Origin of the sequence: Microcystis sp. T1-4 (assembly GCF_000297435.1) — a bacterium.
Classification (GTDB): Bacteria; Cyanobacteriota; Cyanobacteriia; order Cyanobacteriales; family Microcystaceae; genus Microcystis.
The window spans coordinates 20567-44593 of sequence record NZ_CAIP01000244.1 but is presented as its reverse complement, the minus strand read 5'-3'; the positions used below and the strand labels follow the sequence as shown (position 1 = coordinate 44593).

The 24027-nt window shown below is 42.3% G+C and carries 26 protein-coding genes and 1 riboswitch; of the genes, 12 read left to right on the top strand and 14 right to left on the bottom strand.

The annotated features are described in order from the left end of the window. Window positions 1-94: 94 nt before the first annotated feature. The 4 genes from MICAI_RS15105 to MICAI_RS15090 all read left to right on the top strand — a co-directional run bounded on the left by MICAI_RS15105 (window position 95) and on the right by MICAI_RS15090 (window position 1768). Window positions 95-334, top strand: a complete 240-nt coding sequence (locus MICAI_RS15105; protein WP_002732327.1) for a type II toxin-antitoxin system HicB family antitoxin — start codon at window positions 95-97, stop codon at window positions 332-334. Further along, window positions 331-561, top strand: a complete 231-nt coding sequence (locus tag MICAI_RS15100; protein ID WP_002744591.1) for a type II toxin-antitoxin system HicA family toxin — start codon at window positions 331-333, stop codon at window positions 559-561. Before MICAI_RS15105 ends, MICAI_RS15100 begins: the two co-directional genes overlap by 4 nt. 144 nt (window positions 562-705) lie before the next feature. Further along, window positions 706-933: a helix-turn-helix domain-containing protein gene (locus MICAI_RS15095; RefSeq protein ID WP_008203587.1), complete on the top strand. Its 228-nt coding sequence runs from the start codon at window positions 706-708 to the stop codon at window positions 931-933. Between the two features lie 22 nt (window positions 934-955). Next, a complete protein-coding gene (locus MICAI_RS15090; RefSeq protein WP_008203585.1) occupies window positions 956-1768 on the top strand; it encodes a TdeIII family type II restriction endonuclease in 813 nt (270 codons plus the stop codon). Here MICAI_RS15090 and dcm read toward each other — a convergent pair. The 4 genes from dcm to MICAI_RS15070 all read right to left on the bottom strand — a co-directional run bounded on the left by dcm (window position 1765) and on the right by MICAI_RS15070 (window position 8076). Further along, window positions 1765-3132 (bottom strand): DNA cytosine methyltransferase, encoded by a 1368-nt coding sequence (gene dcm, locus MICAI_RS15085; RefSeq protein ID WP_039900253.1) that lies wholly within the window; start codon window positions 3130-3132, stop codon window positions 1765-1767. The two genes, MICAI_RS15090 and dcm, sit on opposite strands and share 4 nt — an antisense overlap. 256 nt (window positions 3133-3388) lie before the next feature. Beyond that, the gene (locus MICAI_RS15080; RefSeq protein WP_008203581.1) at window positions 3389-5404 is read right to left on the bottom strand and encodes an ABC transporter ATP-binding protein; all 2016 of its coding nucleotides are present in this window, start codon (window positions 5402-5404) and stop codon (window positions 3389-3391) included. 54 nt (window positions 5405-5458) lie between these two features. After that, a complete protein-coding gene (locus tag MICAI_RS15075) occupies window positions 5459-6631 on the bottom strand; it encodes a glycosyltransferase (RefSeq protein ID WP_008203580.1) in 1173 nt (390 codons plus the stop codon). 107 nt (window positions 6632-6738) lie between these two features. Beyond that, on the bottom strand, window positions 6739-8076 hold the full coding sequence (locus tag MICAI_RS15070) for an ArsB/NhaD family transporter (protein ID WP_008203578.1): 1338 nt from the start codon (window positions 8074-8076) through the stop codon (window positions 6739-6741). A gap of 232 nt (window positions 8077-8308) precedes the next feature. Further along, window positions 8309-8472: riboswitch (cyclic di-AMP (ydaO/yuaA leader) on the bottom strand. Between the two features lie 154 nt (window positions 8473-8626). Here MICAI_RS15070 and MICAI_RS15065 point away from each other — a divergent pair. Further along, window positions 8627-9205 (top strand): DUF3172 domain-containing protein, encoded by a 579-nt coding sequence (locus MICAI_RS15065; RefSeq protein WP_008203575.1) that lies wholly within the window; start codon window positions 8627-8629, stop codon window positions 9203-9205. A 246-nt stretch (window positions 9206-9451) separates the two neighbouring features. On the opposite strand, the gene MICAI_RS15060 is transcribed toward MICAI_RS15065, so the two are convergent. Both MICAI_RS15060 and MICAI_RS15055 read right to left on the bottom strand, forming a co-directional pair. Further along, on the bottom strand, window positions 9452-9769 hold the full coding sequence (locus MICAI_RS15060; protein ID WP_008203573.1) for a P-II family nitrogen regulator: 318 nt from the start codon (window positions 9767-9769) through the stop codon (window positions 9452-9454). Window positions 9770-9842: 73 nt separating this feature from the next. Next, entirely contained in the window at window positions 9843-10823 is a 981-nt protein-coding gene (locus MICAI_RS15055; protein WP_008203570.1) for a sodium-dependent bicarbonate transport family permease, read from the bottom strand. Window positions 10824-11704: 881 nt separating this feature from the next. Between MICAI_RS15055 and rimI the strand changes: the two genes are divergently transcribed. From rimI to MICAI_RS15035, 4 genes are all read left to right on the top strand, one after another. Next, complete coding sequence (rimI, locus tag MICAI_RS15050; protein WP_008203566.1) at window positions 11705-12283, top strand: ribosomal protein S18-alanine N-acetyltransferase; 579 nt, start codon at window positions 11705-11707, stop codon at window positions 12281-12283. Between the two features lie 38 nt (window positions 12284-12321). After that, complete coding sequence (locus MICAI_RS15045; protein WP_008203564.1) at window positions 12322-13512, top strand: glycosyltransferase family 4 protein; 1191 nt, start codon at window positions 12322-12324, stop codon at window positions 13510-13512. 242 nt (window positions 13513-13754) lie between these two features. Then, the gene (locus MICAI_RS15040) at window positions 13755-14372 is read left to right on the top strand and encodes a CP12 domain-containing protein (protein WP_002756663.1); all 618 of its coding nucleotides are present in this window, start codon (window positions 13755-13757) and stop codon (window positions 14370-14372) included. 97 nt (window positions 14373-14469) lie between these two features. Beyond that, window positions 14470-14976: a DUF1269 domain-containing protein gene (locus tag MICAI_RS15035; RefSeq protein ID WP_008203560.1), complete on the top strand. Its 507-nt coding sequence runs from the start codon at window positions 14470-14472 to the stop codon at window positions 14974-14976. Between the two features lie 127 nt (window positions 14977-15103). Here the strand turns inward: MICAI_RS15035 and MICAI_RS27200 are convergent, their stop codons facing one another. From MICAI_RS27200 to acs, 5 genes are all read right to left on the bottom strand, one after another. Beyond that, window positions 15104-15241, bottom strand: coding sequence for a hypothetical protein (locus MICAI_RS27200; protein WP_008203558.1), 138 nt, complete (start codon window positions 15239-15241; stop codon window positions 15104-15106). Window positions 15242-15244: 3 nt separating this feature from the next. Further along, complete coding sequence (locus MICAI_RS15030; protein WP_008203555.1) at window positions 15245-15628, bottom strand: GNAT family N-acetyltransferase; 384 nt, start codon at window positions 15626-15628, stop codon at window positions 15245-15247. A gap of 39 nt (window positions 15629-15667) precedes the next feature. Beyond that, a complete protein-coding gene (locus MICAI_RS15025; RefSeq protein ID WP_002756670.1) occupies window positions 15668-16117 on the bottom strand; it encodes a hypothetical protein in 450 nt (149 codons plus the stop codon). A gap of 19 nt (window positions 16118-16136) precedes the next feature. Then, the gene (locus MICAI_RS27920; RefSeq protein ID WP_071989067.1) at window positions 16137-16343 is read right to left on the bottom strand and encodes a hypothetical protein; all 207 of its coding nucleotides are present in this window, start codon (window positions 16341-16343) and stop codon (window positions 16137-16139) included. 210 nt (window positions 16344-16553) lie between these two features. After that, window positions 16554-18524, bottom strand: coding sequence for an acetate--CoA ligase (gene acs, locus MICAI_RS15020; protein ID WP_008203552.1), 1971 nt, complete (start codon window positions 18522-18524; stop codon window positions 16554-16556). A 251-nt stretch (window positions 18525-18775) separates the two neighbouring features. On the opposite strand from acs, the gene psaC reads away from it, so the two are divergent. Further along, window positions 18776-19021: a photosystem I iron-sulfur center protein PsaC gene (gene psaC / locus MICAI_RS15015; protein WP_002734319.1), complete on the top strand. Its 246-nt coding sequence runs from the start codon at window positions 18776-18778 to the stop codon at window positions 19019-19021. 324 nt (window positions 19022-19345) lie between these two features. Here the strand turns inward: psaC and MICAI_RS15010 are convergent, their stop codons facing one another. After that, a complete protein-coding gene (locus MICAI_RS15010) occupies window positions 19346-20056 on the bottom strand; it encodes a Uma2 family endonuclease (RefSeq protein ID WP_008203550.1) in 711 nt (236 codons plus the stop codon). A 75-nt stretch (window positions 20057-20131) separates the two neighbouring features. On the opposite strand from MICAI_RS15010, the gene MICAI_RS15005 reads away from it, so the two are divergent. Continuing rightward, the gene (locus tag MICAI_RS15005; RefSeq protein WP_008203547.1) at window positions 20132-20860 is read left to right on the top strand and encodes an ABC transporter ATP-binding protein; all 729 of its coding nucleotides are present in this window, start codon (window positions 20132-20134) and stop codon (window positions 20858-20860) included. Window positions 20861-20862: 2 nt separating this feature from the next. Here the strand turns inward: MICAI_RS15005 and MICAI_RS15000 are convergent, their stop codons facing one another. Beyond that, window positions 20863-21633 carry a class II glutamine amidotransferase gene (locus MICAI_RS15000; protein ID WP_008203546.1) on the bottom strand — a complete coding sequence of 257 codons (771 nt, stop codon included), beginning with the start codon at window positions 21631-21633 and terminating at the stop codon, window positions 20863-20865. Between the two features lie 451 nt (window positions 21634-22084). Here MICAI_RS15000 and thrC point away from each other — a divergent pair, with 451 nt between their 5' ends. Beyond that, a complete protein-coding gene (gene thrC, locus MICAI_RS14995) occupies window positions 22085-23194 on the top strand; it encodes a threonine synthase (RefSeq protein WP_008203543.1) in 1110 nt (369 codons plus the stop codon). Between the two features lie 29 nt (window positions 23195-23223). On the opposite strand, the gene hisB is transcribed toward thrC, so the two are convergent. Next, window positions 23224-23853 (bottom strand): imidazoleglycerol-phosphate dehydratase HisB, encoded by a 630-nt coding sequence (gene hisB / locus MICAI_RS14990; protein WP_008203540.1) that lies wholly within the window; start codon window positions 23851-23853, stop codon window positions 23224-23226. Window positions 23854-24027: the final 174 nt, after the last annotated feature.

Genomic DNA, 24027 nt, shown 5'->3' with positions numbered 1-24027 from the left:
TGGGGTGGAGGGGTTGACAGGTAAAATTTTTGTGTTTTATCCAGCATTTCTTAAGTGTAACTAGGATAGTTTAAAATCCACAACTGATAGTGTTATGAGTGATAATACCAAACAAATTTATAACTACACCGTTATTCTAGAAAAAGAGTCAGACGGTGGTTATCACGCTTTTTGTCCTGCGCTTAAAGGTTGTCATTCTCAAGGAGACACTTTTGAAGAAACGATTGTCAATATTACAGAAGCTATGGAATTGTACCTCGAAAGTTTGATAGCTGATCATCAACCCATTCCCAAAGAAGATTTGATTTTTAAGCCTTTAAATATTTTAATATGAGTCAGTATCCCGCAGTTAAAGTCAAGGAGTTTATTAAAGTTATTGAAAAATTGGGCTTTTATTTGGATCGTCAAAAAGGTAGCCATGCTATTTACAAAAATAGTGGTGGATGTAGGGTTGTGATCCCTATTCATTCAGGAAAAGATATTAAGCAAGGTACTCTCATGGGTATGATTCAAGATATTGGTCTTGATAAAGAAACATTTTTCGAGTTGTTACGAAAATAAGAGTTAAAAGATAGTCGAAGCGATAGCAGCAATTGTACTTTAAGAGGAACGAAGCAATGTTTTAGACAAAATGTAAATTATAATCTGCAAAATGTGAATTATAATCTGTAGAAATGTCTCATACACTTTCTTGATAATTGATCTGTGGCACAAAAAGAATCCTTAGATATCAAACATCGTTTTGGTAAAGCTATCAGAAGACGCAGAAGGGAACTTGACTTATCTCAAGAAATCTTAGCTGAAAAAGCGGAACTGCACCGAACTTATATTTCCAGTATCGAACTTGGTAAGTGTAATGTATCTTTAGAAAATATCGAAAAGTTAGCCAAAGCACTTGATATATCTATTGCTGATCTTTTTGCTGATCTATAAATTTGATTAATTGCAATTCAGTATGGATAATAACCAGTTAGTGATAGAAATTCAAAAGCTAATTAAAAACTCAATAGAAAACTATTTTAAAAAACCCAAACCTAGGAATCATCATATTTTAGATTATTTATTTCCAGAAGAGAGACAGATTAGTTCTGTGATGACTGGACTAACGACAAGCATGGGAACTACTTTCTGGGAAAAATTAGCAACCTTTTTAGCCAAAGATAATGGATTTCGTATTTTATATAAGCAGGATAAAAAACTTTTACAACCTAGTCCATTTCCTCAAGACTTAAGAAGTGAACTCGATAATTTAAAAAGTCTCAGAAAATCGAAAGAACAAAAAATATCCATGACAGAGTGCATTGAAAGACTTAGAGTAGTAGCTAAGAAAATAAATAGGAATAACCTCAATTATATCGATCCTCCTTCTGGTCATGGAGTAGATATTTATTTAATCAAAGACAATATTGAGTATGTGTTTGATTTAAAAGCTACACATCCTAATAGGGGAGATGGTTCTAGATTTAGCGACCAGTTGTTAGATTGGTATTGTTATCGGCTGTCCCGTGAACCTTTAGCAAGTATTCACACAAGAATTGTTATTCCTTTTAATCCTTTCTTACCTCAAACATGGTGGCAATCACAGGGAAATAAAATGTATCCTCTAGAGGAACATCATGATATATGGGTTGAAAATGAATTTTGGGATTTTTGTTCTGGTAAAATCAATACTTTGTCATTAATTAAAGAAGCTTTTATCGATCTTCAAAAAGATCAAGCATTTATCAACAAGTATAGACAAAAGTTTCGTAATTATCTAGATAATTAATTTGGTAAAATTATTTCCAGTAAATTTCTTGCTACTGCCTCCACCACTGGTACAGGAACAGCGTTTCCGAATTGTTTTTTAGAAATAGCCGGCTGTGGATGATAGATAAAATTATCGGGGAATCCTTGTAATTTACGCGCATCTTGGGGAGTAATTTCTCGAAACTTTTTGGGTTTATAGATTTTATTTAAAAACAATTGTTTGTATTCTTGGGGATGAGTAGCGGTAATTGAAATAGTAGCAATATAATCTTTAGCACCCGTAGCGGTTAGGGTAGGAATAATATCGGCCGTCGGTAAAATAATCCGATAAATGCCGTTAATTCCCGTCATATTTTTCGAGTTAATAAATTCATACTTACCTGCGGTCGTTTGCCAACAAATACCGAGAGAAACTAACTGATTTAGTTCCTCGATTTTTAGGTCGGGTATAATTTCCAAAAAAGTAGAAAAAGCCACGGGATGACCATCTTTTTCGCCATACTTTTTACTGCGTCTTAATTTCAGCAAAGCTAAACAGATACTTTTTTGTCGTTCCGTAGTTTTGATAATATCCCAAGAATGAATAGTTGTGTGGCCATTTCTTAAATCAGAAAAAATAAAGAAGTCATTTAATTCATCTTCTTTTTGGAAACGAGTTCTTGATGGGGGAACAAAACCATTAAATAAAGTATCCGCAGATAACTTAACTTTCTCGACGGGTTGAATATTTTTGATGTCTTCTAAAATATCCAAAACCTTCGGATGGATACCCAAAGGTAAAGGAAATTTAAACCGCTCATAGTTATCTATATTTTTTCTAATTCCTACGATAAAAACTCTCTCGCGATTCTGGGGTAAACCAAAATCGTAGGCATTTAATAACTGCCAGTAAACTTGATAACCACAGCTAGTTAATTCATCGATAATTAACTCTAAATTCTCCCGATTGCGAGGACTAGCTAACCCACTGACATTCTCGAAAATAAAGCTTTTCGGTTGACTTTTCTGGACTAATTTAATCACATCAAACCAGAGTTTTCCCCGGGGATCTTCAAATCCCCGTAAACATCCCGCCACCGACCAAGGTTGACAGGGAACGCCGCCGACAATAAGATCAAGATTATCGGGTAAATTGCTGATTTTACTCACATCTCCGAAAGCAATTTCATCGCTGTTGAGATAGCTAATAAAATTCTGTTGATAAACTTGGATTGCCTGTTTATCGATTTCTGAATAGCCTAAACAACGTCCTCCCAATTTCTCCAAAGCGATTCTAAACCCACCGATTCCCGCGAATAAATCGACAAAACGATACTGGGGATGGGTAATAACTAGATGTAGGGGTAATTGGGGTTGTGTGCTGACTTTAACTGTGGTTTTCAAGGGTAAATAATTCCTTTTCACCGTCTGGGAAGATGCCTATATGTACTAACTATTTTAGTATAAATTAAGAGTTTTTTTCCAGAGACCTCTTGCAAATCTCCTGTCTCCTGACTTGAAAGAGGGTGTGAGGTGTGGGGTGTGGGGAAGTGGGGAAATTGAACTAAAACCCCAAAACCCCAAAACCCAAAACCTGTCTCCTATCTCCTGTCTCCTGAATCCTCACTAACCACGACAATTTTTGATTTTTGCAGGAGATCTATCGAGTCGAGGAATGCTCGTAGTCTTCGATAATATGGAGAAGTCGCATAGCTGAACTACAGGATTCTTCTAAAATTTCCTGTTTCTCCTGAGAATCATCGATTAAATCCTCAGATACCAGACGCAGAGAACCCAAAAGACTATTAAGACTGCTTCTCGCTTCGTAGGATAAATAAGCTTTTCTTTTTTGCTCATCTTCCCTATTCTTAGAGTCAGCCTCTTTGCTATCACTAAATTGCAGAGCGTGTAAACGGGCATAATGACCACCTTGAGCTAATAATTCCTCATGATTGCCGATTTCCGCCACTTTTCCCTTGTCCAGCACCACAATTTGATAGGCTTTTTGAACAGTGGAAAGACGGTGAGCGATCACAAGAGTAGTCCGCTCGCGACAGAGTTCATCGATCGCTTCCTGTACTAAACGCTCAGAAATTGTATCCAAAGCACTGGTAGCTTCATCGAGAATGAGAATATCCGGCTCTCGCAATAAGGCACGAGCGATCGCTAGTCTTTGTTTTTGTCCCCCCGAAAGTCTCACTCCCCGATCACCAATTTCCGTATCCAGTCCTTCCGGCAGTTTGCAGATAAACTCGTAGGCATTCGCCCTTTTTGTCGCTGCTACAATTTCTGCATCACTAACATCGCTTAATCCGTAGGCAATATTAAAACGCAGAGAATTATTAAAGAGAAAAGTGTCTTGACTGACTATTCCCATGGCTTTTCTCAGAGATTTGATCTCATAATCCCTTAAATCTTGACCGTCAAAAAGAATTCTCCCGCCTCTAGGATCATAAAAGCGTGGTAATAAATCGGCAATTGTCGATTTTCCCGCCCCCGAAGCACCAACAAGAGCGATCATTTTTCCTTTTGGAATCCAAAGATCGATGCCCTTGAGAACTAATTCTTGATGACCGGGATAGGAAAATTGGACGTTATCAAAATGAATGCCTGTCTCTAATCTTTGATAGGGAATAGAGCCATTGCTCATAAATGGTTTATTCTCTCGAATGAGAAAATCCGCTACCACCTCTACTGCGGAAACATCACCCAATAGACTACTCCTAGCACTGTTAATTTGACTAACTATCGGCAGGGCCCGGAAAAGTACATAGAGATAGGTCAATAAAATTGTCGCTAAAGCTTGCAGTTGTTCATTAAAAAGATAACGACCAGCAATGATAATTAAGGCAATAATAATTACCCCACCGATCTCATTGAGCGGAGCGATTACAGCATTATTAGTCTGGGCATCTAAACCCGCTTTCTCCCGGGCTTCTATATCTTCCACAATAGATTCTAATTCGTATCTTTCATTTCCTACTGCTTTAATTAGACGAATTCCCGTTAATAGTTCCAACAGTTTATTAGTTTGCTGTTTGGCCGTTACGGTGATAATCTCTCCAAACTTTTTCGCTCTCTTGACAAAGTATTGATTAAGCAGACCTAAAAGGCCTCCCAAAACACTAGAAAGAATAGTTAATTGCCAAGAAATTGATAATAAAATAGCCAAGTACATGAAAGCTGTGGCGATAATCTTAATCAGGTTTATGTAATTTCTAATTGATGCTACAGCCCGATTAATCTCCGACATGAAACGATTAAAAATATCTCCTATTTTACTTTTTACATAATAATCTATATCCACTTCTAGCAGCAGAATAACTGAATCAATTCGCATATCTTTGGCCATAATCAAAGACAAGTAAGTGCCTAGCAAATTACTGACAAAATTGGTAATGTGCTTGAGAATTAAAATCAATAATATCGCCGCAAACATCCAGAAAAAACGAGTATCGACCGAGAAAACCTCGAAAACTGAGAGCAGCTTTTTGATAATTTGGGGGGCATTTTTTAATATATCATTTTCGGGATTAATAAAAGAAATTAGTAAGGGGATAACTAAAATAGCTCCCACCCCATTAAATATGGTACTGGCAAAGCCGATAACAATACTGGAAACCACTAATATCCAGTGTTTAAGCGTATATTTAAGCAGAATTTGCTGAGGATTCATCGCTATAAGTAATAAAGTAAATAGTCAACGGTCAATTATTCTACTCGCTAGACTCTAATATTTCCCTTCCAGAGAAGTAATTATGCCAGAGAGAGTTGTCGCCATGGCGGTGGTACTGTAGGAGGCGATACAGCGCTCTCTCGCTTTTAGTCCTCGTGCATTAGCCGAGTCGAGATGATTAAAAACTTCGCTAATCATAGCAGCTAGTTGCTCTGGCGATCGAGGTTCGACTAAATAGCCAATATCAGCTAAAATTTCGGGAATATCTGCCACTTTAGTGGAAATAATCGGTTTAGCCATCGCCATACCATCGGTGAGTTTAATCGGAAATTGGGCGTTAGCCGTGGCTTCATCCCTCTGGGGAACGATAATAGCATGGGCAGCGGCGATAACTTCCGGCATTCGCTCGATCGGTTGAGCAGCTAAATGAATTAACCAAGGTTGACCTTTTTCTAGCAAACTATCCAGATAACCATCCCCGATTTGGCGACCACCGACCACCACCAATTTAAAATCAGGATCACCAATTTGATCTAAAGCGATTAAGACATCTTCTAAACCTTTGTGGGGTCTAGCTGTACCCGGGAACATTAAGACTTTATAGGCAGATAAACCGTATTTTTGACGACAAGCGACAGGATCGTAGAGATTGGGATCGAAAAGTTGCGTATCCTTGCCATTCGGTAAATAAATCCCCCCATAACGCTTTTGCAAAAATTGATTATTAACCGTCACCGCATCAGCGCGGTTAATTAAATTTTCCAGCCAACGCAGATAAAGAGGGTGATTCGGATCCCTAAGCGCACCATTTTTTTTGAGGATATCCCTAGCTAATTGTCGGGGATGAGGACGATAGGACCATCGATCGCCACCAAACCAACTCATTTCCCAATCGTCAATATCGAGAATTAGGGGACGTGGGGAAAAAAAACGTTTCAGTAAACCGATGCCGAAACTGGTGGGACGGGGTTTAACCGCGTAGATAATCTCTCCGGAGAGGCGATCAAGTAAAGTTTTGATCTGGCCAAAAAACTGGGGATAATTATTGCCTTTGACCGATACCACCGGTAAACTCTGCGGTGGGGTGGGATAGATTTCCCGGCCAAAAATCGGACCATAAACCGTCACCTGACAGTTTAGCTGTTGCAAGACTTGAGCAATCAAATAGACTCTTGTGCCACCACCACCGGATAAATCTGGTGCTAAAACAGAGATTTTTTTGTTCATGATCGCCGATCAATCCAGATTATCTAGCACGATAGGAGAATGTTAATCAATGTTAACGATTTTGTCAATCTTAAACGGACTTAACATTAATCCCCCCCAGAGATAGACTAGACAAGGAAAACTAACATATACATTGCCGAGACAACTAACTGAGTAAACATCACCGGTAAACCGTAGCGCAGAAAGGTATGAAAAGTAATTTTGCCCCCGTGTTGTTCGGCGATGCCGGCGGCGACAATATTAGAAGAAGCCCCCACTAAAGTACCATTACCTCCTAGGGTGGCCCCATACATCATCGCATAGAAAAGCGGTAAAACTTCCGGGGGAAAAGAACCAGCATAATCGGGAGAAAGAACCTCCGTACCGACTAAATTAACATTAACCAGGTACTGTTTCAGCAGTGGAACCATGGCCACCACTAGGGGAATATTCGGAACGACACTGGAAACAAGTCCGACAAAAAACAGCAAAACTAGAGAACCTAAAAAGATATTTTGTCCTAAAATTATCGCCAGAAATCCCGATACACTATTAACTACCCCAGTTTTTTCTAAACCGCCAATTAGGACAAAAATCGACATGAAAAATAACAGGGTACTCCAGTCCACATCTCGGAGAATATTATGCACCGTATCGATTTTCGATTGCTGGGCTAAAAGTAGGGCTAAAGCTGCCCCCATCAAAGCAACGGCAGCAGGAGCAAGGGGTACAGGAAAGGATTCACCGACGACGAATAAAAATAAGACCAAAAAGACGATAATTCCCCCCAGAGCTAAGACGCGAGGATGATTAATCTTCGGATGGGGTAAGTCTTCTAAATGCTCGAATTTTGTCCGCCAGATCGTGGGGAATAACCAAGGTAACATAACCAGAATGGTAATCACTGCCAACGCACCACCTAAACTTAAACGCTGTAGGTATTCCATGAAGGTGATATTAATAGAATCACCGACGATATAAGTAGCGGGATCACCAACGATAGTTAATAACCCGGAACTGTTGGCCACGAAAACCATCAGGATTAATAGCGGCACAAAATCCACGCCTATGTCTTGAGCTAAGGGGGGAATCAGCGGGGCTAATAACATCACTGTGGTAGCGTTGGGTAATACCGCACAGATCGGGGTAGTAATGGCGACAATCCCTATTAGTAATAATTTGCCCTGTCCCTTGGCTAAAAGCACCATTTGTGCTGCTAAATAATCAAAAATTTTCGTTGGCTCAAAGGCTCTCACTAACACCATCACCCCAAAAAATAGGGCGAGAGTGGCATAACTGCGACTGATATAACCCACCGCCTCCTGGAGAGTCATGATATGGGTAAAAACTAATATTAAAGCTCCCAGTAAAGCCGCTACGGTAATATGAAGCCACTCGAACATAATCACCACAATGACTGCAATAAAAGTCATCGCAGCAATCCACATTGGTAAAGATTCCAGCATTTTTGATCCTGTTTTTACTCTCGGTTTCTCAATAGGACTAAAAGTTTGCCCGAAGAAGGTACAGCAAACTCATAGAAAATATGGTTATCTACGGAAAATCTTAAAATTGTTGTGATCGGTAAGCTGACATGAGAATCCCCATAAACAATGTCTCCTGTAAGTTATGACTATCAAGTAGTACCAGCGACATAACTGAACCGATCAAGACATTGCTAGGAATGTAGTGATGTTTCAGTCTTCCCCCCCACGCCGACGAAGTTAGCTGACGGGCTAGGATAGAGAGATATCCTTTTCTAGGCTAAAAAATCTAGAAATACGCCCCAAATATGGTTCCTCCGCTCCGAATTTGTCTAGCTAATATCTAGCATAGAAACTTGGATTAGGCTGACTTACTCTATTTAGTGATCCACCATAACATATTAACCTCAAAAAAACTATATAGCCCTATACTAGACCTATCCTGTCGGTTATCCCCCAGGTTGCTAGGATAGAACAGTGATAAGCTAATAGCTAACGACTGACCGCCATAGCAGCCACATCAGAAATTTCTATGAATAGAAGACCTCGTTATACTCCTCCTCGATCGCGCGAACGTGATTATGACCGCTCCTATGGCGATGACTCCCGCGCTTCGGCCCCCGGAGGCCTATTGGCAAAATTAAACTATGCCATGGTCGCCCTGATTGGCGGTATTTTTGTACTAGGAGTGGGTCTCGGTCTGGTATTCAGTTCTACTGCTAATTTTAGCCCCGAAAACGTCGCTTCCCGGGAAGTAATTGATCGCAGCGCCCCCAATGCGGAATTATGCGTGCAATTTGGGGCCAGTGCCATTGTCACCGATTTGCGGGTTTATGTCACCCTTAACCCCTTTAATGTTTTTGTCACCCAACCAGTCATGCAACCCGGTTGCGTTTTGCGACGCAATAACTGGTCAATTTTAGAACAACAAAAATTAGTCGATGGACAGCAGGTACAAAGTTGTAAAAACCGGATGAATACCTTTGGTTATACTGGCCCCTTGGAAGGCAAGCCGAAAATCGATTGTATCTTCCAAAATGAAGCCGGGGGCAATCTTTTTGTTAATCCCGCCGGCGCTGTTGGTCCCAGACCAGATACAGATAAATTCTAAACTGGAAAAGCTCTTTCTCCTGACTGCTGACTTGAAAGAGGGTGTAGGGTGTGGGGTTTTACCCATTTTCAGGGGGTCAATTACCTAATTTTCAGGGAAAAAGTCCCTGAATTTTTCCCCCCCGATCACTGCAAGGGCTGGCACTTTTTGATTTCAAAAAAGCCTAAAAATATTATCCAGCAAGGGTTTTACCATTATTCAGCAAACCCTAATTAACTACGACAATTTTTGATTTTTACAAGAGGTCTAATGAGTTAGCCATTGGGCCGTAGTCACCACAAAAATTCCGCCGGCTTTTTTTAAAAAAGGCTGAATTTTATCGATCAGACGACCGAGTTGTTCGTCACTATTACAAACCGTCATAATGTAGCTACTACTGTAATCACAATCCAAGTCATCACAGGATAAACCTCGATCACCTTTTCCCGAAGTACTGCCAAAGACGGTATAACCAGAAACTCCGACAACATCAAGAACACTTAAGGTTTCTTCCAGAAAAGCATGACTAACAATTATCTCCACTTTTTTGACATTTTGTAGGGAAGGATGCGGGGATTCAAGCATGGTAGTTAAATAAAAAAAAGACAAGTGAAAGAGAAAAATTTTGACAGGAATTATTTAAAAACCGCTGGGCATTTTAGACTCCACAGCCAATGATTTTAATCATCTCTAGGTACAGAGGAATACCGATGATGATATTGAAGGGAAAAGTTAAAGCCAAGGCCATAGAAACGTATAAACTAGGATTCGCTTCGGGAACAGTCATTCTCATGGCCGCAGGAACAGCAATATAAGAGGCACTGGCACACAAAACAGCGAATAATAAAGCATTGCCCTGTTCAAATCCGAGAACCTTAGCGATGAGAATGCCAACTATAGCATTGATGACGGGAATGAACACCGAGAAACCGATGAGAAAAGGACCAGTTTTGCCTAATTCTCGGATTCTTTTCGCCGCCACTAATCCCATATCCAGGAGAAAGAAAGTTAACGCACCATAAAAAATCCCTTGGGTGAAAGGTTGTAATTTTTCCCAGCCTCTTTCCCCAGTGAGCATACCAATAATAACACTACCGACTAAGAGAAATACCGAACCATTTAAAAAGGCTTCATGTAGAACCTTTGACCAAGAAAACGCTTCTTCTTGGCCATTTTTCTCTTTAAAGACTCGCACCAGGATTAAACCCACTACAATCGCCGGCGATTCCATTAAAGCTAAGGCGGCTACCATGTGACCGCCATAGGAAATATGCAGTTTTTCTAAAAAAGAACTGGCGGTGATGAAAGTAACGGCACTAATGGAACCATAGGCGGCTGCAATCGCTGCTGCATTGGCACTATCGAGTTTAATTTTCAGGATAAAGAAAGTGTAAATGGGAACGATGCAAGCCATAACCACAGAGGCAATCAAAGTTAAAGCGATTTGGTTATTGATGCCACTTTCCGCTAGTTCATAACCTCCCTTGAAACCAATCGCCATCAACAGATAAAGAGAAAAGAGTTTAGGCAGTGGTTGGGGAATCTCTAGGTCGGATTTAAAAAACACTGCCAGCATTCCCAAGAAAAAGAACAAAACCGGCGGATTGAGAATGTTGAACAGGATTAAGCTGCCATCCATAGGTTTGCCTACATTGAGTTATTTCAATCTATACTATTCGATTTTGGCAATATTGAGAAAATGTTAAGAACCCGATTAAAACTCTTAACGATGGCCGCCCAAAAAATGCCGTCAGCTTTTCTCCCCTCTCCCTTCTCCCTTCTCTCCCTCTACAATAGACCTTTTATAAAAACCAAAAATTGTTGCTAGGGTTAGGAGTCAGTAGTCAGGAGAATTAAAAATGAATGATAATCAGTTAAATGGTCTATTTACATACTTTATGCCATTTAATCCTTATTTTTGCCGTTTTTGAACCCTGAAAAATTAATTATGCAAGAGGTTTAATAATTACTCGCAGCCAGAAATCACTTGGGTTCTTATCATACTTTCTGCTTTTTGTCAAAAAAACTTTTTTTTTGCAATAAAACTACACAAAAAAAAGATCATCGTTGTGGGTGAAATTGACTGATTTAACCGTCTTAATTGGGATTACCTTCTAGGTGTGGCAAAGGTTTCAACCATTGCTGCCCAAAAAAGCACAGAACAACCCATTATGAAATTCAGTAAAATCGCTGTAACTATGATAACATCGTTGTTAAATAAAAATCTTTCTCAATTAATTCTTAAGAATTTATAAATATTGCGGAATGTTAATTTAAATATTTTCAAGTTTGTGGAGTCAATAAATAACTTTTGCTTATCTTTGTCGGAAAATAGGACTCCTGCAAAAATCCCACATCTACCATTGGATTCAGGAGACAGGATTCAGGATTCAGGAGACAGGAGATTATTTTTATTTATTCTCCCTTCTCCCCACACCCCACACCCCACACCCCACACCCCACACCCCACACCCCACACCCCACACCCCACACCCCACACCCTGCTCCCTTCCCCGATCAATGCCAAAAATCCAGCTTAAAACCCCAAAATCAGAGCATCTGGCCGCCATGGTGTCCCTCGATCACAGCAGTCTCGGCGGTATTTGGACCCTATCCGGTTATGAACGGGAATTAAACAGCCCCAACAGTGAATTATTAATTCTTACCCTGGGCCAGGAGGACGAAACCCTAATCGGATTAGCTTGTTCTTGGGCAATTCTCGAAGAAGCGCATATTACCCTCCTGGCAATTTATCCGGACTATCAAAGACAAGGATTAGGAAAACTGCTTCTCTACAAACTACTGGAGAAGGCTGTACAAAGACAACTGGAAAGGGCTACGCTAGAGGTGAGGGTGTCGAACCAGTCGGCGATCGCACTCTACGAGCATTTTGGCTTCCGCGTCGCTGGAGAGCGGAAAAATTATTATTCGCAAACTGGCGAATCAGCCCTAATTTTCTGGCGCAACGATCTACAAACGGCCGCTTTTCAGGAACAATTAAGCAAGTGGCGCCAAGAAATCCGCTCAAGACTGGCGCGGGGAGAGTGGCAATTAGAGGAAGAAACCAGAGACAAAATAGATACCATGGGGATGCAATGATTACCTACAAGCTTAAATCAGGTCGAGGTTAGGGAAAAATGAGGATTTTAGTCTTGGCGTGGGAATTTCCACCGCGATTAGTGGGCGGTATCGCCCGTCATGTCGCCGAACTCTATCCCGAAATCGTCAAACTCGGTCACGAAGTCCATTTAATCACGATCGAATTCGGTCAGGCCCCCAGCTACGAACTGGTGGAAGGTATTCACATCCACCGCGTCCCCGTACCCCCTGGCAATGACTTTTTCCATTGGGTGGTCAACATGAATAACAGCATGGGACAACAAGGGGGCAAAATAATCGCCGAATACGGAAAATTTGACCTTGTTCATGCCCACGATTGGTTAGTAGGGGATGCGGCCATTGCCCTGAAACATCTCTTTAAAACACCCCTGATTGCCACAATTCACGCCACGGAATACGGACGTTATAACGGACTGCACACCGACACCCAACGCTATATCGCCAGCAAAGAGGGGACCCTTGTCTATAATGCTTGGCGCGTTATCGTCTGTACCGGCTATATGCGCCATGAAGTCCATCGGGCTTTGGGCGCACCCTGGGATAAAATCGATGTGGTTTATAACGGTATTCGGGCCGAGAAAAAGCAAAGAGACCCTAACTTTGATTACCGAGCTTTTCGTCGTCAATATGCCGAAGATCACGAAAAAATCGTCTATTATGTCGGGCGCATGACCTTTGAAAAGGGGGTTTCGGTGTTACTCAACGCTGCCCCAAAAGTCCTCGCTCAGACGGAGGCTAAAACTAAATTTGTGATTATCGGTGGCGGCAATACCGACAAACTCAAACAACAGGCCTGGCATCTCGGTATCTGGCATCATTGTTATTTTACGGGCTTTATGTCCGATGAAAACCTCGATCGCTTCCAAACTGTGGCCGATTGTGCCGTTTTTCCCAGTCTTTACGAACCTTTTGGTATTGTCGCCCTGGAAAGTTTCGCCGCTAGGGTTCCCGTGGTAGTTTCCGATACCTGCGGTTTTCCCGAAGTTGTCCGTCATGGCCAAACGGGAATTGTCACCCGCGTCAATAATCCTGATTCCCTCGCTTGGGGCATTTTAGAGGTTTTAAATAATCCCGAATACGCCCAAGAATTGGTTAATAACGCCTACCAAGACCTAGAAAAACGCTTTCATTGGGCGAATTTAGCCCGTCAAACCGAGACAGTATATGGTTTGGTCGTCCAAGAACGACAACTGGTAGAATGGCGTTAATCAGGGATCAGTTTTTTAGCCGTCAGCCGTCAGGCTCTTCTAGGTTCTGTGTGATAAGTTTAACTTACATAGGATCGATCAATCTTTGTGTCCTTTGTGTCTTTGTGGTTCGTTCCACCCCCTCGCTAGGAAGAATGTATCTTAGAATACATTTTACCCACCAAACCTAAGAGAGCCGCCGTCAGTATTAGGGGTCAGTTTATGTCTTAAAATAACAAAGGCACAACTTAACTTCTCCAAATATGACTATGAAAGCAGCTGAAATTATGACCACGGAGGTGGCCAAGATTAAAGGTTCTGAAACCGTTGCCAAAGCAGTACAATTGATGAGAGAAAAGAACATTAGAACTCTCATTGTTGATCGTCGTCACGATGAAGATGCCTACGGAATTATCACTGAAACCGATATTGTCTATAAAGTCGTCGCTTTCGGTCAAGATCCGCAAAAAGTGCGCGTCTATGAAGTGATGAGCAAACCCTGCATCGTGATTAATCCCGACCTCGGGGTTGAATATGTGGCCCGCTTATTTGCTAATACCGGTATTCGTTTCGCACCGGTAATTAAGGGCGGTTTACTCGGTGTTATCTCTGTTAGTGACATCCTCCATAAAGGTAACGCCGTCGAAAAGCCCCGCAGTCTTGATTTAGAAGCGGAGATTATCAAAGCTAGAGATATTGCCCGGGCAGTATGTGCTGAAAAAGGGGGAAATTCTCCCGATTGTGCTGCAGCTTGGGATATTGTTGAGGAATTACAGGCAGAATTGGCACACCAACGCGCTAAAAAACCGGAAAAAACCTATTTTGAGGAATACTGTCAAGAAAATCCCGATGCTTTTGAAGCGCGTATTTATGACACCTAATCCCCAGGGTTTTTCGGTATTCTCCGATACCTCAAACTTTTTAATCTGGCAAAAGTAGTGTATAAAGGTTTTATTTGCTAATAATCGAGGAAAAACCATGGCTGATCTATTTGTCATCGCCTATGAGGACGAATTTAAAGCAGAAGAAGTTCGTTTAACTTTGGCCAAGCTGCAACGGGAACATCTCATCGAGCTAGAAGATGCTGCCGTAGTGGTTAAAAACAAAGATGGTGAGATTAAACTCAAGCAAGCGGTCAATTTAACGGCAGCCGGAGCCGCTAGTGGCAGTTTCTGGGGATTATTAATCGGTACACTCTTTTTATCCCCTCTCTTGGGGGTTGTTCTCGGTGCTGCTGGTGGCGCTTTAGGTGGTGCTTTAAGTGATATCGGTGTGGATGACAATTTTATGCGGGAATTGGGAGAAACCCTGCAGCCTGGAACCTCTGCTCTCTTTGTTCTCGTCCAAAAAGTTACCCCCGATAAGGTCCTCGATGAAGTGGCTCCCTACGGGGGTAAAGTATTACGCACTTCTTTGACTAAAACCGACGAAGCTGAATTACAGAAAATTCTCGACCAAAGAGGTGTTAAACCCGAAGCGGTTTAGGATATGAGTCCATAAAAGCTAGAAAAAGGGAATATATTTCCCTTTTTGCTTTTTGAACAAGAATGGGTTTAGCATGACAACCACAGCAGCTATAAAATAAGAAACAATCAATAATTATTAATGAACTTTAAGCTTCGATCGAGAATAAAAGTGCTTCAGTGTCGTAGTATTTATTCGTTAATCCCATTGATTGCATTCCTAATCTTTCCGTGACACGAATTGAGCGATAATTATCGGGATTAACCACGGCGTAGATAATCGGCAATTGTCAGGTGATTAAGCCGTATTCTAGAATAACTCTAGCCGCTTCGGTTATATATCCTTGTCCCCAATAATCGCGCCGTAAATGCCAACCAATTTCGCTATCTGGCGTAGGATAACCGTAGTTATCGGGCAAATTCTGTAAAATTATCGAACCGATAATCTGATTATTTTTTTGATCGATCATTGCCCACCAATCGCTGCCATTACCCTGATTACGAATAGTTGCTAATCTTACAGAAAAATGGGCATTTAAACTCTCAATATCCGTGGCTAACTGACGAATTCTCGGTAAAAAATAAGTGACTTCGGAATTTTGATAGATCTGAAAAAAAGACTCTTTGTCTGCGGGTAGTTGCCAAGGACGGAGAATTAGGCGATCACTTTTCATTGTTTTAGTGAGCAAATTATAGCAATTCTTTTTCTGAGATTAGGGATTATTGTCGATAAAAAAACTTCTAAATCCTACGGCTAGTAAGGAACCACTTAGGACGGTTATCAATGTCCAAATTTGATTTTTTTGGGTTCCTTCGACTTTCTCTAAGCGTTTATTCATGTCATCAAATTTACTATCAAGAGTTTTAATATCACCTTTAACTTCCGTGAGTTCAATCTTTAAATCGGTAGTATCTTTTTGAACAGTTTTGACATCAGCTTTCATTTCCGCTTGTCCATTCTCGATCACCTTCAATCGATTGTCAACCTCAATCAGTCGAGTTTCCATGGTAGTGAGTCGAGTTTCCATGGTAGTGAGTCGAGTTTCCATGGTAGTGAGTCGATTGTCGATTTCGTTGAATCGATGTTCGATTATCTTCTGTCCATTGAGGATTAAATCTTCTAGTCTTTTTAAATCATTATCGGTAGTAGTAGTGGTGGTCATTGATTAAACTCCTATAATTTCAATTCGCTCTTATCTTTATTATTACAGCCTTTCTTATAAACATGAAGTATGATCGGCTCTCTTGGGTTAGGTGGGTAAAATATATTATAGGATACATTCCTGCTGGCGGTCGCAACGCGCTCGCTACGCGAGACCAACTGGAACGAACCACAAAGACACAAAGGACACAAAGATTGATCGCTTCTAGATAATCTAAAATTATCACACAAAAAATTAAGAGAGCTTATGAGCTAATTTAGTATTGACAACCGACTCCCCACTTCCCCACTTCCCCTATACCTTTTAAACAGGATTTAGTATTAGTTATAGCTTTGGTGCTTGAGCAAATATGTTCACCGAGCATCACTCCCGTTAGAGTGAGATAAGATTAACTCTTATTCCTCACCCTAACTACTAGGAAAAACCGGCAATTAAATTAGGCACCTTGGCGTAATTTATCCAAAACCGATCGATCTTCTAGAGTAGAAGTATCACCAGAAATCTCTTGACCTGATGCTAAAGTTCGCAAGAGACGACGCATAATTTTACCCGATCGCGTTTTTGGCAGTACATCAGTAAAACGGATTTCTCCCGGTCGAGCAATAATGCCAATTTCCTTGACAACGTGGTCTTTTAATGCTTGCGCTAACTCCGGACTCGCTTCATAATGCCCCTCGAGAGTCACAAAAGCATAGACTTCTTCCCCTTTAATTTCATCCGGTCGTCCCACTACAGCCGCCTCCGCTACCGCGGGATGGGATACTAAAGCTGATTCGATCTCCATTGTCCCTAAACGGTGGCCAGAAACGCTCATCACGTCATCGACGCGCCCCATTACCCAGAAATAACCGTCTTCGTCCTGACGGCTACCATCCCCGGCAAAATAGAGATATTGGCCATCTTTGGGGGCGATCTGTTCCCAGTAGGTATTGCGGAAGCGATCGGGATTTTTATAGACTGTTCGCATCATACCGGGCCAGGGATGTTTGACCACCAGATAACCCCCCTCATTCGCGTGGGTGGGATTGCCCTCTAAGTCCACCACTTCGGCCATAATACCGGGGAAAGGCAGGGTTGCTGACCCCGGTTTGGTGGCAATTGCCCCGGGTAAGGGAGTAATCATAATTCCCCCGGTTTCCGTTTGCCACCAAGTATCGACAATCGGACATTTTTCCTTACCGATAACTCGGTGATACCACATCCAAGCTTCTGGGTTAATCGGTTCTCCCACGGTTCCCAGTAAGCGCAAAGAGGATAAATCCCGGCTATTGGGGATGTCTTCACCCATTTTGATAAAAGCGCGGATAGCAGTGGGGGCAGTATAAAAGATATTAACGCGATATTTCTCGATTACATCCCAAAAACAACCTAAATTAGAGGGACGGGGAACCCCTTCATACATTACCGTCGTTGCACCATTGGAAAGCGGTCCGTAAACGATATAACTATGGCCGGTAATCCACCCCACATCGGCAGTACACCAGTAAACATCGGTGTCTTTCAGGTCAAAAATCCATTTGCAGGTGACATGGGTGTAGAGATTATAACCGCCGGTGGTGTGGACGACTCCTTTCGGTTTGCCGGTGGAACCACTGGTATAGAGGATAAATAACATATCTTCGCTATCCATCGGTTCGGCCGGACAGTTAGCAGATACCTGTTTTTGTAGATCATGCCACCAGTAATCGCGATCGGCAACCATATTGATGGGTTCCTTGCTGCGCTGGACAACGAGAACTTTTTCCACACTGGGGGCGCTATTATCGGCTAGAGCCAGATCCACCTGTTCCTTGAGGGCAACGACTTTATCCTTGCGGAAACCACCATCGGCAGTGATTACCACCTTAGCGGCCGCATCATTAAGACGATCGCGCAAAGCATCGGCACTAAATCCCCCAAAAACTACACTGTGGGGCGCACCAATTCTGGCACAGGCTAACATGGCGATGGCCGCCTCGGGAATCATCGGCAGATAAATTCCGACCACATCGCCTTTTTTAACGCCTAATTCCTTTAAAGCGTTGGCAAATTGGCACACTTCTCGGTGTAGCTGTTCATAGGTAATGGTGCGGCTGTCTCCCGGTTCTCCTTCCCAGATGATGGCGGCTTTATTGCGTCTCCAGGTGGTGAGATGTCTGTCAATACAGTTGTAACAAATATTAATCTTGCCGTTGACGAACCATTTAGCAAAGGGGGGCTGCCAGTCAAGAACCTCTGACCATTTTTCAAACCAATGTAATTCTTTTTCGGCTAATTGGGCCCAAAAAGCTGGGGGATCGGCCTTGGCTTTGGCGTAGAGTTGCTGGTATTCTTCAAGGCTTTTAATGGTGGCATTCTGAGCAAATTCGGCACTGGGGGGAAACAGCCGATTTTCCTGTAGGATCGATTCGATCGCTATTTCTGTCATACTGGCAAACGAAATAAATTATCTTGCGATCCAGATTACCTTTTTCGGTTCCCCCCGTAACCTTGGCAAGCAATTCTTTAAGGCTATTTTAGGATTACTCGATCCCCAACTAGCGATCGCCATTTTGCCCCAAGTGTTACAGAGTTTAAAGTTATGTCACCGATCGAGCGATGAACAGATCGCTGTAAGGTAAACTAACCGATAAACCCGAAATTTAACATGGAGAACACTCGGTAAGGAGTCATAATTCGATGTCTCATAGCGTTAAAATTTACGATACCTGTATCGGTTGCACCCAATGCGTTCGGGCTTGTCCCCTCGACGTGCTGGAAATGGTCCCCTGGGATGGCTGTAAAGCTGCCCAGATTGCCTCCTCTCCCCGCACGGAAGACTGTATTGGTTGTAAGCGTTGCGAAACCGCTTGTCCGACGGATTTCTTGAGCATTCGGGTTTATCTCGGAGCAGAAACCACCCGCAGCATGGGTCTAGCCTACTAGGCCTGGCAATCATTCTGTGTTTAACATTTAGCGAAAACTAATCTTGTTAAGAGGACTAACCAGTCCTCTTTTTTTTTGTTATACTCCCGTCGCTAGTGAAGATTTTAGTTAGGGTTTGCGGCAAAAAGTACGGGCGAAGCATTCGGATAGAAAATCTACGGTTTCACCGATAAGTTATTGCCCGAATGCTTCGCCCCTACAGGACGCAATCGCCGATCAAGATGCAAGGTTTTTGAGCCACTAGCTTTAAAATCTTGCACCTGCCTCGCCAAACAGGCCCCAAACCCCTTACCTCGTCTATATTTCACATTTATTCAGCAGACCCTAGTTAGGTAATTCCCCAAAAAGTTGACGATATTTTTGCAGTTTTGCCTCCATTTCTACTAACTGCTGATTAGCCTGTTCAGCCCGTTGGCGTTCATTTTCAGCCCGTTGTCGTTCATTTTCAGCCCGTTGCTTTTCCTGCTCCAGTAGTTGATTAATTTCGCTGTAGGACAAGAATTGAGTACCATCAGGACGATAAATTTTTAACTCGTCGGTTAAGTCGAAACGAATGCCTAAACGGGGACTCACCCAATTATTAACCTCACTAACACTGTCTAAACTGTCACCAATTCGCTGCCAAGCTTCTAGACTATTATCATCGGGATCATAGACGTAGTATTCTTGGACTCCATAGCGATCATAAAATAGCAATTTTTTGGCCATTTCGATGGAGGTGTTACTGGGAGAAAGAATCTCAAAGACGACTTGAGGAGCAAGATTATCTTCTTGCCATTGTTTGTAGGAACCTCGATCGCCTTTCGGTCTGCCAAATACTACCATCGTATCAGGAGCGGCAGCAATTTTCGGCTGGACTTCCACGGGATACCATAACAGATCCCCCGCTACAAATACCTGGGGATCATCGATATATAACCAGTCGAGATTCTGCTTAATCGTTACTATCCAGTGAAATTGTTTAGTACTATCTGCCATCGGTTTACCGTCGCTCTCAGGATAGATAATCTCGGTTTTGTTAACTTGACTAACCATGGGGAATACCTGCCGAACTGATTGGGCTATTTTTATTATATAATAAATTTGAACTAAGTAAGGAAAAGACCGATCTTGATTTTAGAACTAGAGCAAGTAAATTTAGCTATCCGACGCGGCAGTGCTTATCTGTTAGAAGATATTACTTTTAGCATCAAGCAAGGAGAAAAGTTAGCTATTGTCGGAGCATCTGGGGCAGGAAAAACAACTCTTTTGCGATTGTTAAATCGTTTGCAGGAACCCAGCACGGGAAATATTTATTTTCGAGGTAAATCGATTCAGGAAATACCGGTTATTTCCCTGCGACAACAGATAGTTTTATTGCTACAAGAGTCGAAGTTATTAGGGATGACTGTTCGAGATGCTCTCGCTTATCCTCTGCAATTAAAAAAACTTAACCCTGCTGAAATTAATCAGAGAATTGACCATTGGACATCCCTATTAAAAATTCCTCAACAGTGGTTTGAGCGCGGGGAGTTAGAATTATCTTTAGGACAAAGACAATTAGTAGCAATTACCAGAGCTTTGCTGTTAGAACCGAGCATACTGTTATTAGATGAACCCACCTCTGCTTTAGATACAGGCACGGCCAGCAGGTTATTAGAAGTATTAAATAATCAAAGTTCAATGACGATAATTATGGTCAATCATCAACTAGATTTTTTAGAGGAATTTGCCGAGCGAGTCATTTATCTAGAAGCAGGAAAAATTGGATCAGATTGCCTTGCTAATCAATTAGATTGGTTAGGGCTAAAAACTCAGTTAATTGACTTAGAAAAATCTCGACAAAGTGACCACTGGTAAGATTAACTTAAAATTGGTGCGCCCTCCTGAAAAACTAATAATTCTCCTGCATTAATCGATGTCCAAACTTCATTATCGGTTAAGGGTGTAGTGGCAATAATTGCCACTTGATCGCCCGGACGAGCTAAAGCTTGAAAATCAACGCTCACATCTTCATCAATTAAATGAGCGGCGGCAAAAGGATACTGACGGATTATATAGCTTAATTTAGTGGAACAATGGGCAAAAAAATGTTCACCATCGGATAAAAGATAATTAAAAATTCCTTGACAAGCGATAGAGTTTGTGATAGTTTTTAGGACTTGATAAAGTTGTTCTAGGGAAGGTTTGCCCTGGGGAAAAGTCTCTCGCAGGGTATTAAGAATTAAACAAAAAGCTCTTTCGGAATCCGTCTCCCCAACCGGTTGATAAAAATCTCCCGCAGCCGGTGAGAAATTTTCTAAATTACCATTATGGGCAAAAACCCAATATTTTCCCCACAATTCCCGCCGAAAAGGATGACAGTTTTCTAGTTTAATTTCTCCTTGGGTAGCTTTGCGAATATGGGCGATAACATTGGTAGAATGGATGGGATAGTTTTTAATTAATTCCGCAATCGGAGAAGCGATCGAGGGTTTAACATCAATAAAAGTTCGACAACCTAAACCCTCAAAAAAAGCGATTCCCCAACCGTCTCGATGTTCGTCGGTTTTTCCTCCCCGCGCACAAAATCCCTCGAAGGAAAAACAGATATCCGTGGGGACATTACAATTCATGCCTAGAAGTTGACACATAGTTGCTTGAGTTTGAACTGAACATCAGATGCTGGCAAAATTACTTACTGCCAGCAGTCGTGACAGGAGACAGGAGAATTTTTTTTCAGCTGCCTCTTGCCTATCCTAGCTAAGAAATTAATCTGGCACTACTACTAATTAGGGTTTACTGAAAAAATTTGTTGGTTGGTGTGGGGTTTTACCGATTTTCAGAAGGTTTTTAGATTTATTCAGTAAATCCTAATTAAATCAACCTCTGAAAGACAAAAAGGGCAAAAATCAGATTTTTAGGGATAAAATGACAATTTTTTGCCTAAAAAGGTCATTTATTTGCTGTTATTGCCTTTTATCTCCCTGCATCCCTGTTTTAACTCCCATGAATCTGAATCGGGCGATCAAGATTAATTTTTTTGCCTGCTTATTGGATAAAATGGGAAATCAGGCCATCTAATCAAATCTGTATCTTAAGGCTATGACAATTATTTCTCGATCGATCCCCCAATCACCCACTAAATCCTCGTCTATCGGCGGCTGGCGCGGTTTGATCGAAGAATATCGCCAATTTCTGCCCGTAAGCAGTAAAACCCCTGTAATTACCCTCCTAGAAGGCAATACACCCCTGATCCCCGCCCCCTATCTCTCAGCACAAATCGGGCGCGATGTCAAGGTTTTTGTCAAATATGATGGTTTAAATCCCACCGGCAGCTTTAAAGACCGGGGCATGACCATGGCCATCTCGAAAGCTAAGGAAGAAGGGGCAAAAGCGGTGATTTGTGCCAGTACCGGGAACACCTCGGCGGCGGCGGCAGCCTATGCAAGAAGGGCCGGGATGCGGGCCTTTGTGATTATCCCCGATGGTTATGTGGCCTTAGGAAAATTGGCCCAGGCTTTATTGTATGGAGCGGAAGTCATCGCTATTAATGGCAACTTTGATGATGCCCTCAAGATTGTCCGCCAACTATCAGAAAATTATCCCGTAACTTTAGTCAATTCCGTCAATCCCTACCGTTTAGAGGGTCAAAAAACGGCGGCTTTCGAGATTGTCGATGTCTTGGGTAATGCCCCCGACTGGTTATGTATTCCCGTGGGTAATGCGGGCAATATTAGCGCCTATTGGATGGGATTCTGTCAGTATCACCAGATAGGTAAATGCGACCGGCTGCCGAAGATGATGGGTTTTCAGGCCGCCGGGGCCGCCCCTTTTATCTCTAAACAACCGGTTGACCATCCCGAAACCCTAGCCACGGCTATCCGTATCGGCAACCCCGCTAACTGGGAAAAAGCCTGGGCCGCTAGTCACGCTAGTCAAGGGCAATTTCATGCGGTCAGCGATGAGGAAATATTAGCAGCCTATCGGATTTTAGGGGGCCAAGAGGGGGTTTTCTGTGAACCAGCCAGCGCCGCTTCTGTGGCAGGATTATTAAAAGTGCATCAACAGGTTCCTGATGGGGCCACGGTAGTGTGTGTTTTAACGGGCAATGGACTAAAAGACCCAGATTCGGCGGTAAAATACAGCAATAACCAACTAAAATCTGGGATTGCTCCCGAATTAACGCAAGTGGCTCAAATTATGGGCTTCTAAGCTAACGTTAATTCGGTTAAGCAGTGCTTCTATAAAACTCCCTTAGAACTGGGAATTATACCGGCGCGACGGGGATCGATCGCTATGGCCATACTCATCGCCCGGGCAAAAGCTTTAAAAGTAGCCTCAATAAGATGATGGGAATTAATCCCGTCTAATTGACGAATATGTAGGGTCATTTGACTGTGATTGACCAAAGCAACAAAAAATTCCCGCACTAGCTGAGTATCGTAGGTTCCCACTCTTTGGGTGGGAATTTCTAGACCATAACTGAGGTGGGGGCGACCGGAAAAATCGAGGGCAACCTGCACTAAAGCTTCATCGAGAGGGGCGACAAAATGCCCGAAACGGACGATCCCCTTTTTGTCCCCCAAAGCTTGCAGTAAAGCTTGTCCGAGGGTGATTCCCACGTCTTCATTGGTGTGATGGTCATCAATTTCTAGATCTCCGGTGGCACGCACATCGAGATCGATCGCAGCGTGGGAGGCAATTTGCTGTAACATATGATCGAGAAAGGGAATTCCTGTCTGGGCGCGACAATTGCCGCTACCATCAAGATCGATCGTCACCTGTACATCGGTTTCTTTGGTAGTACGACTAACCGAGGCGCGACGGCAAGGTGAGACAAAAGAATCGGGTATCTGGGAAGTGGAAATCATTTAAGTAAAAATAAGTAGGTAGCCGTTAAAAATTATCAGATGCCCCCTTATCAAGCTATCCCTTATAGGGATCTTTCTTAACAATTTTTTCAGTAAGCACTCCAACCCTTATCCTGACTTGATTTCAGTTTTTTCCTTGTCAGTAAGGGTGTCAACAAGGAATATTACAGATTG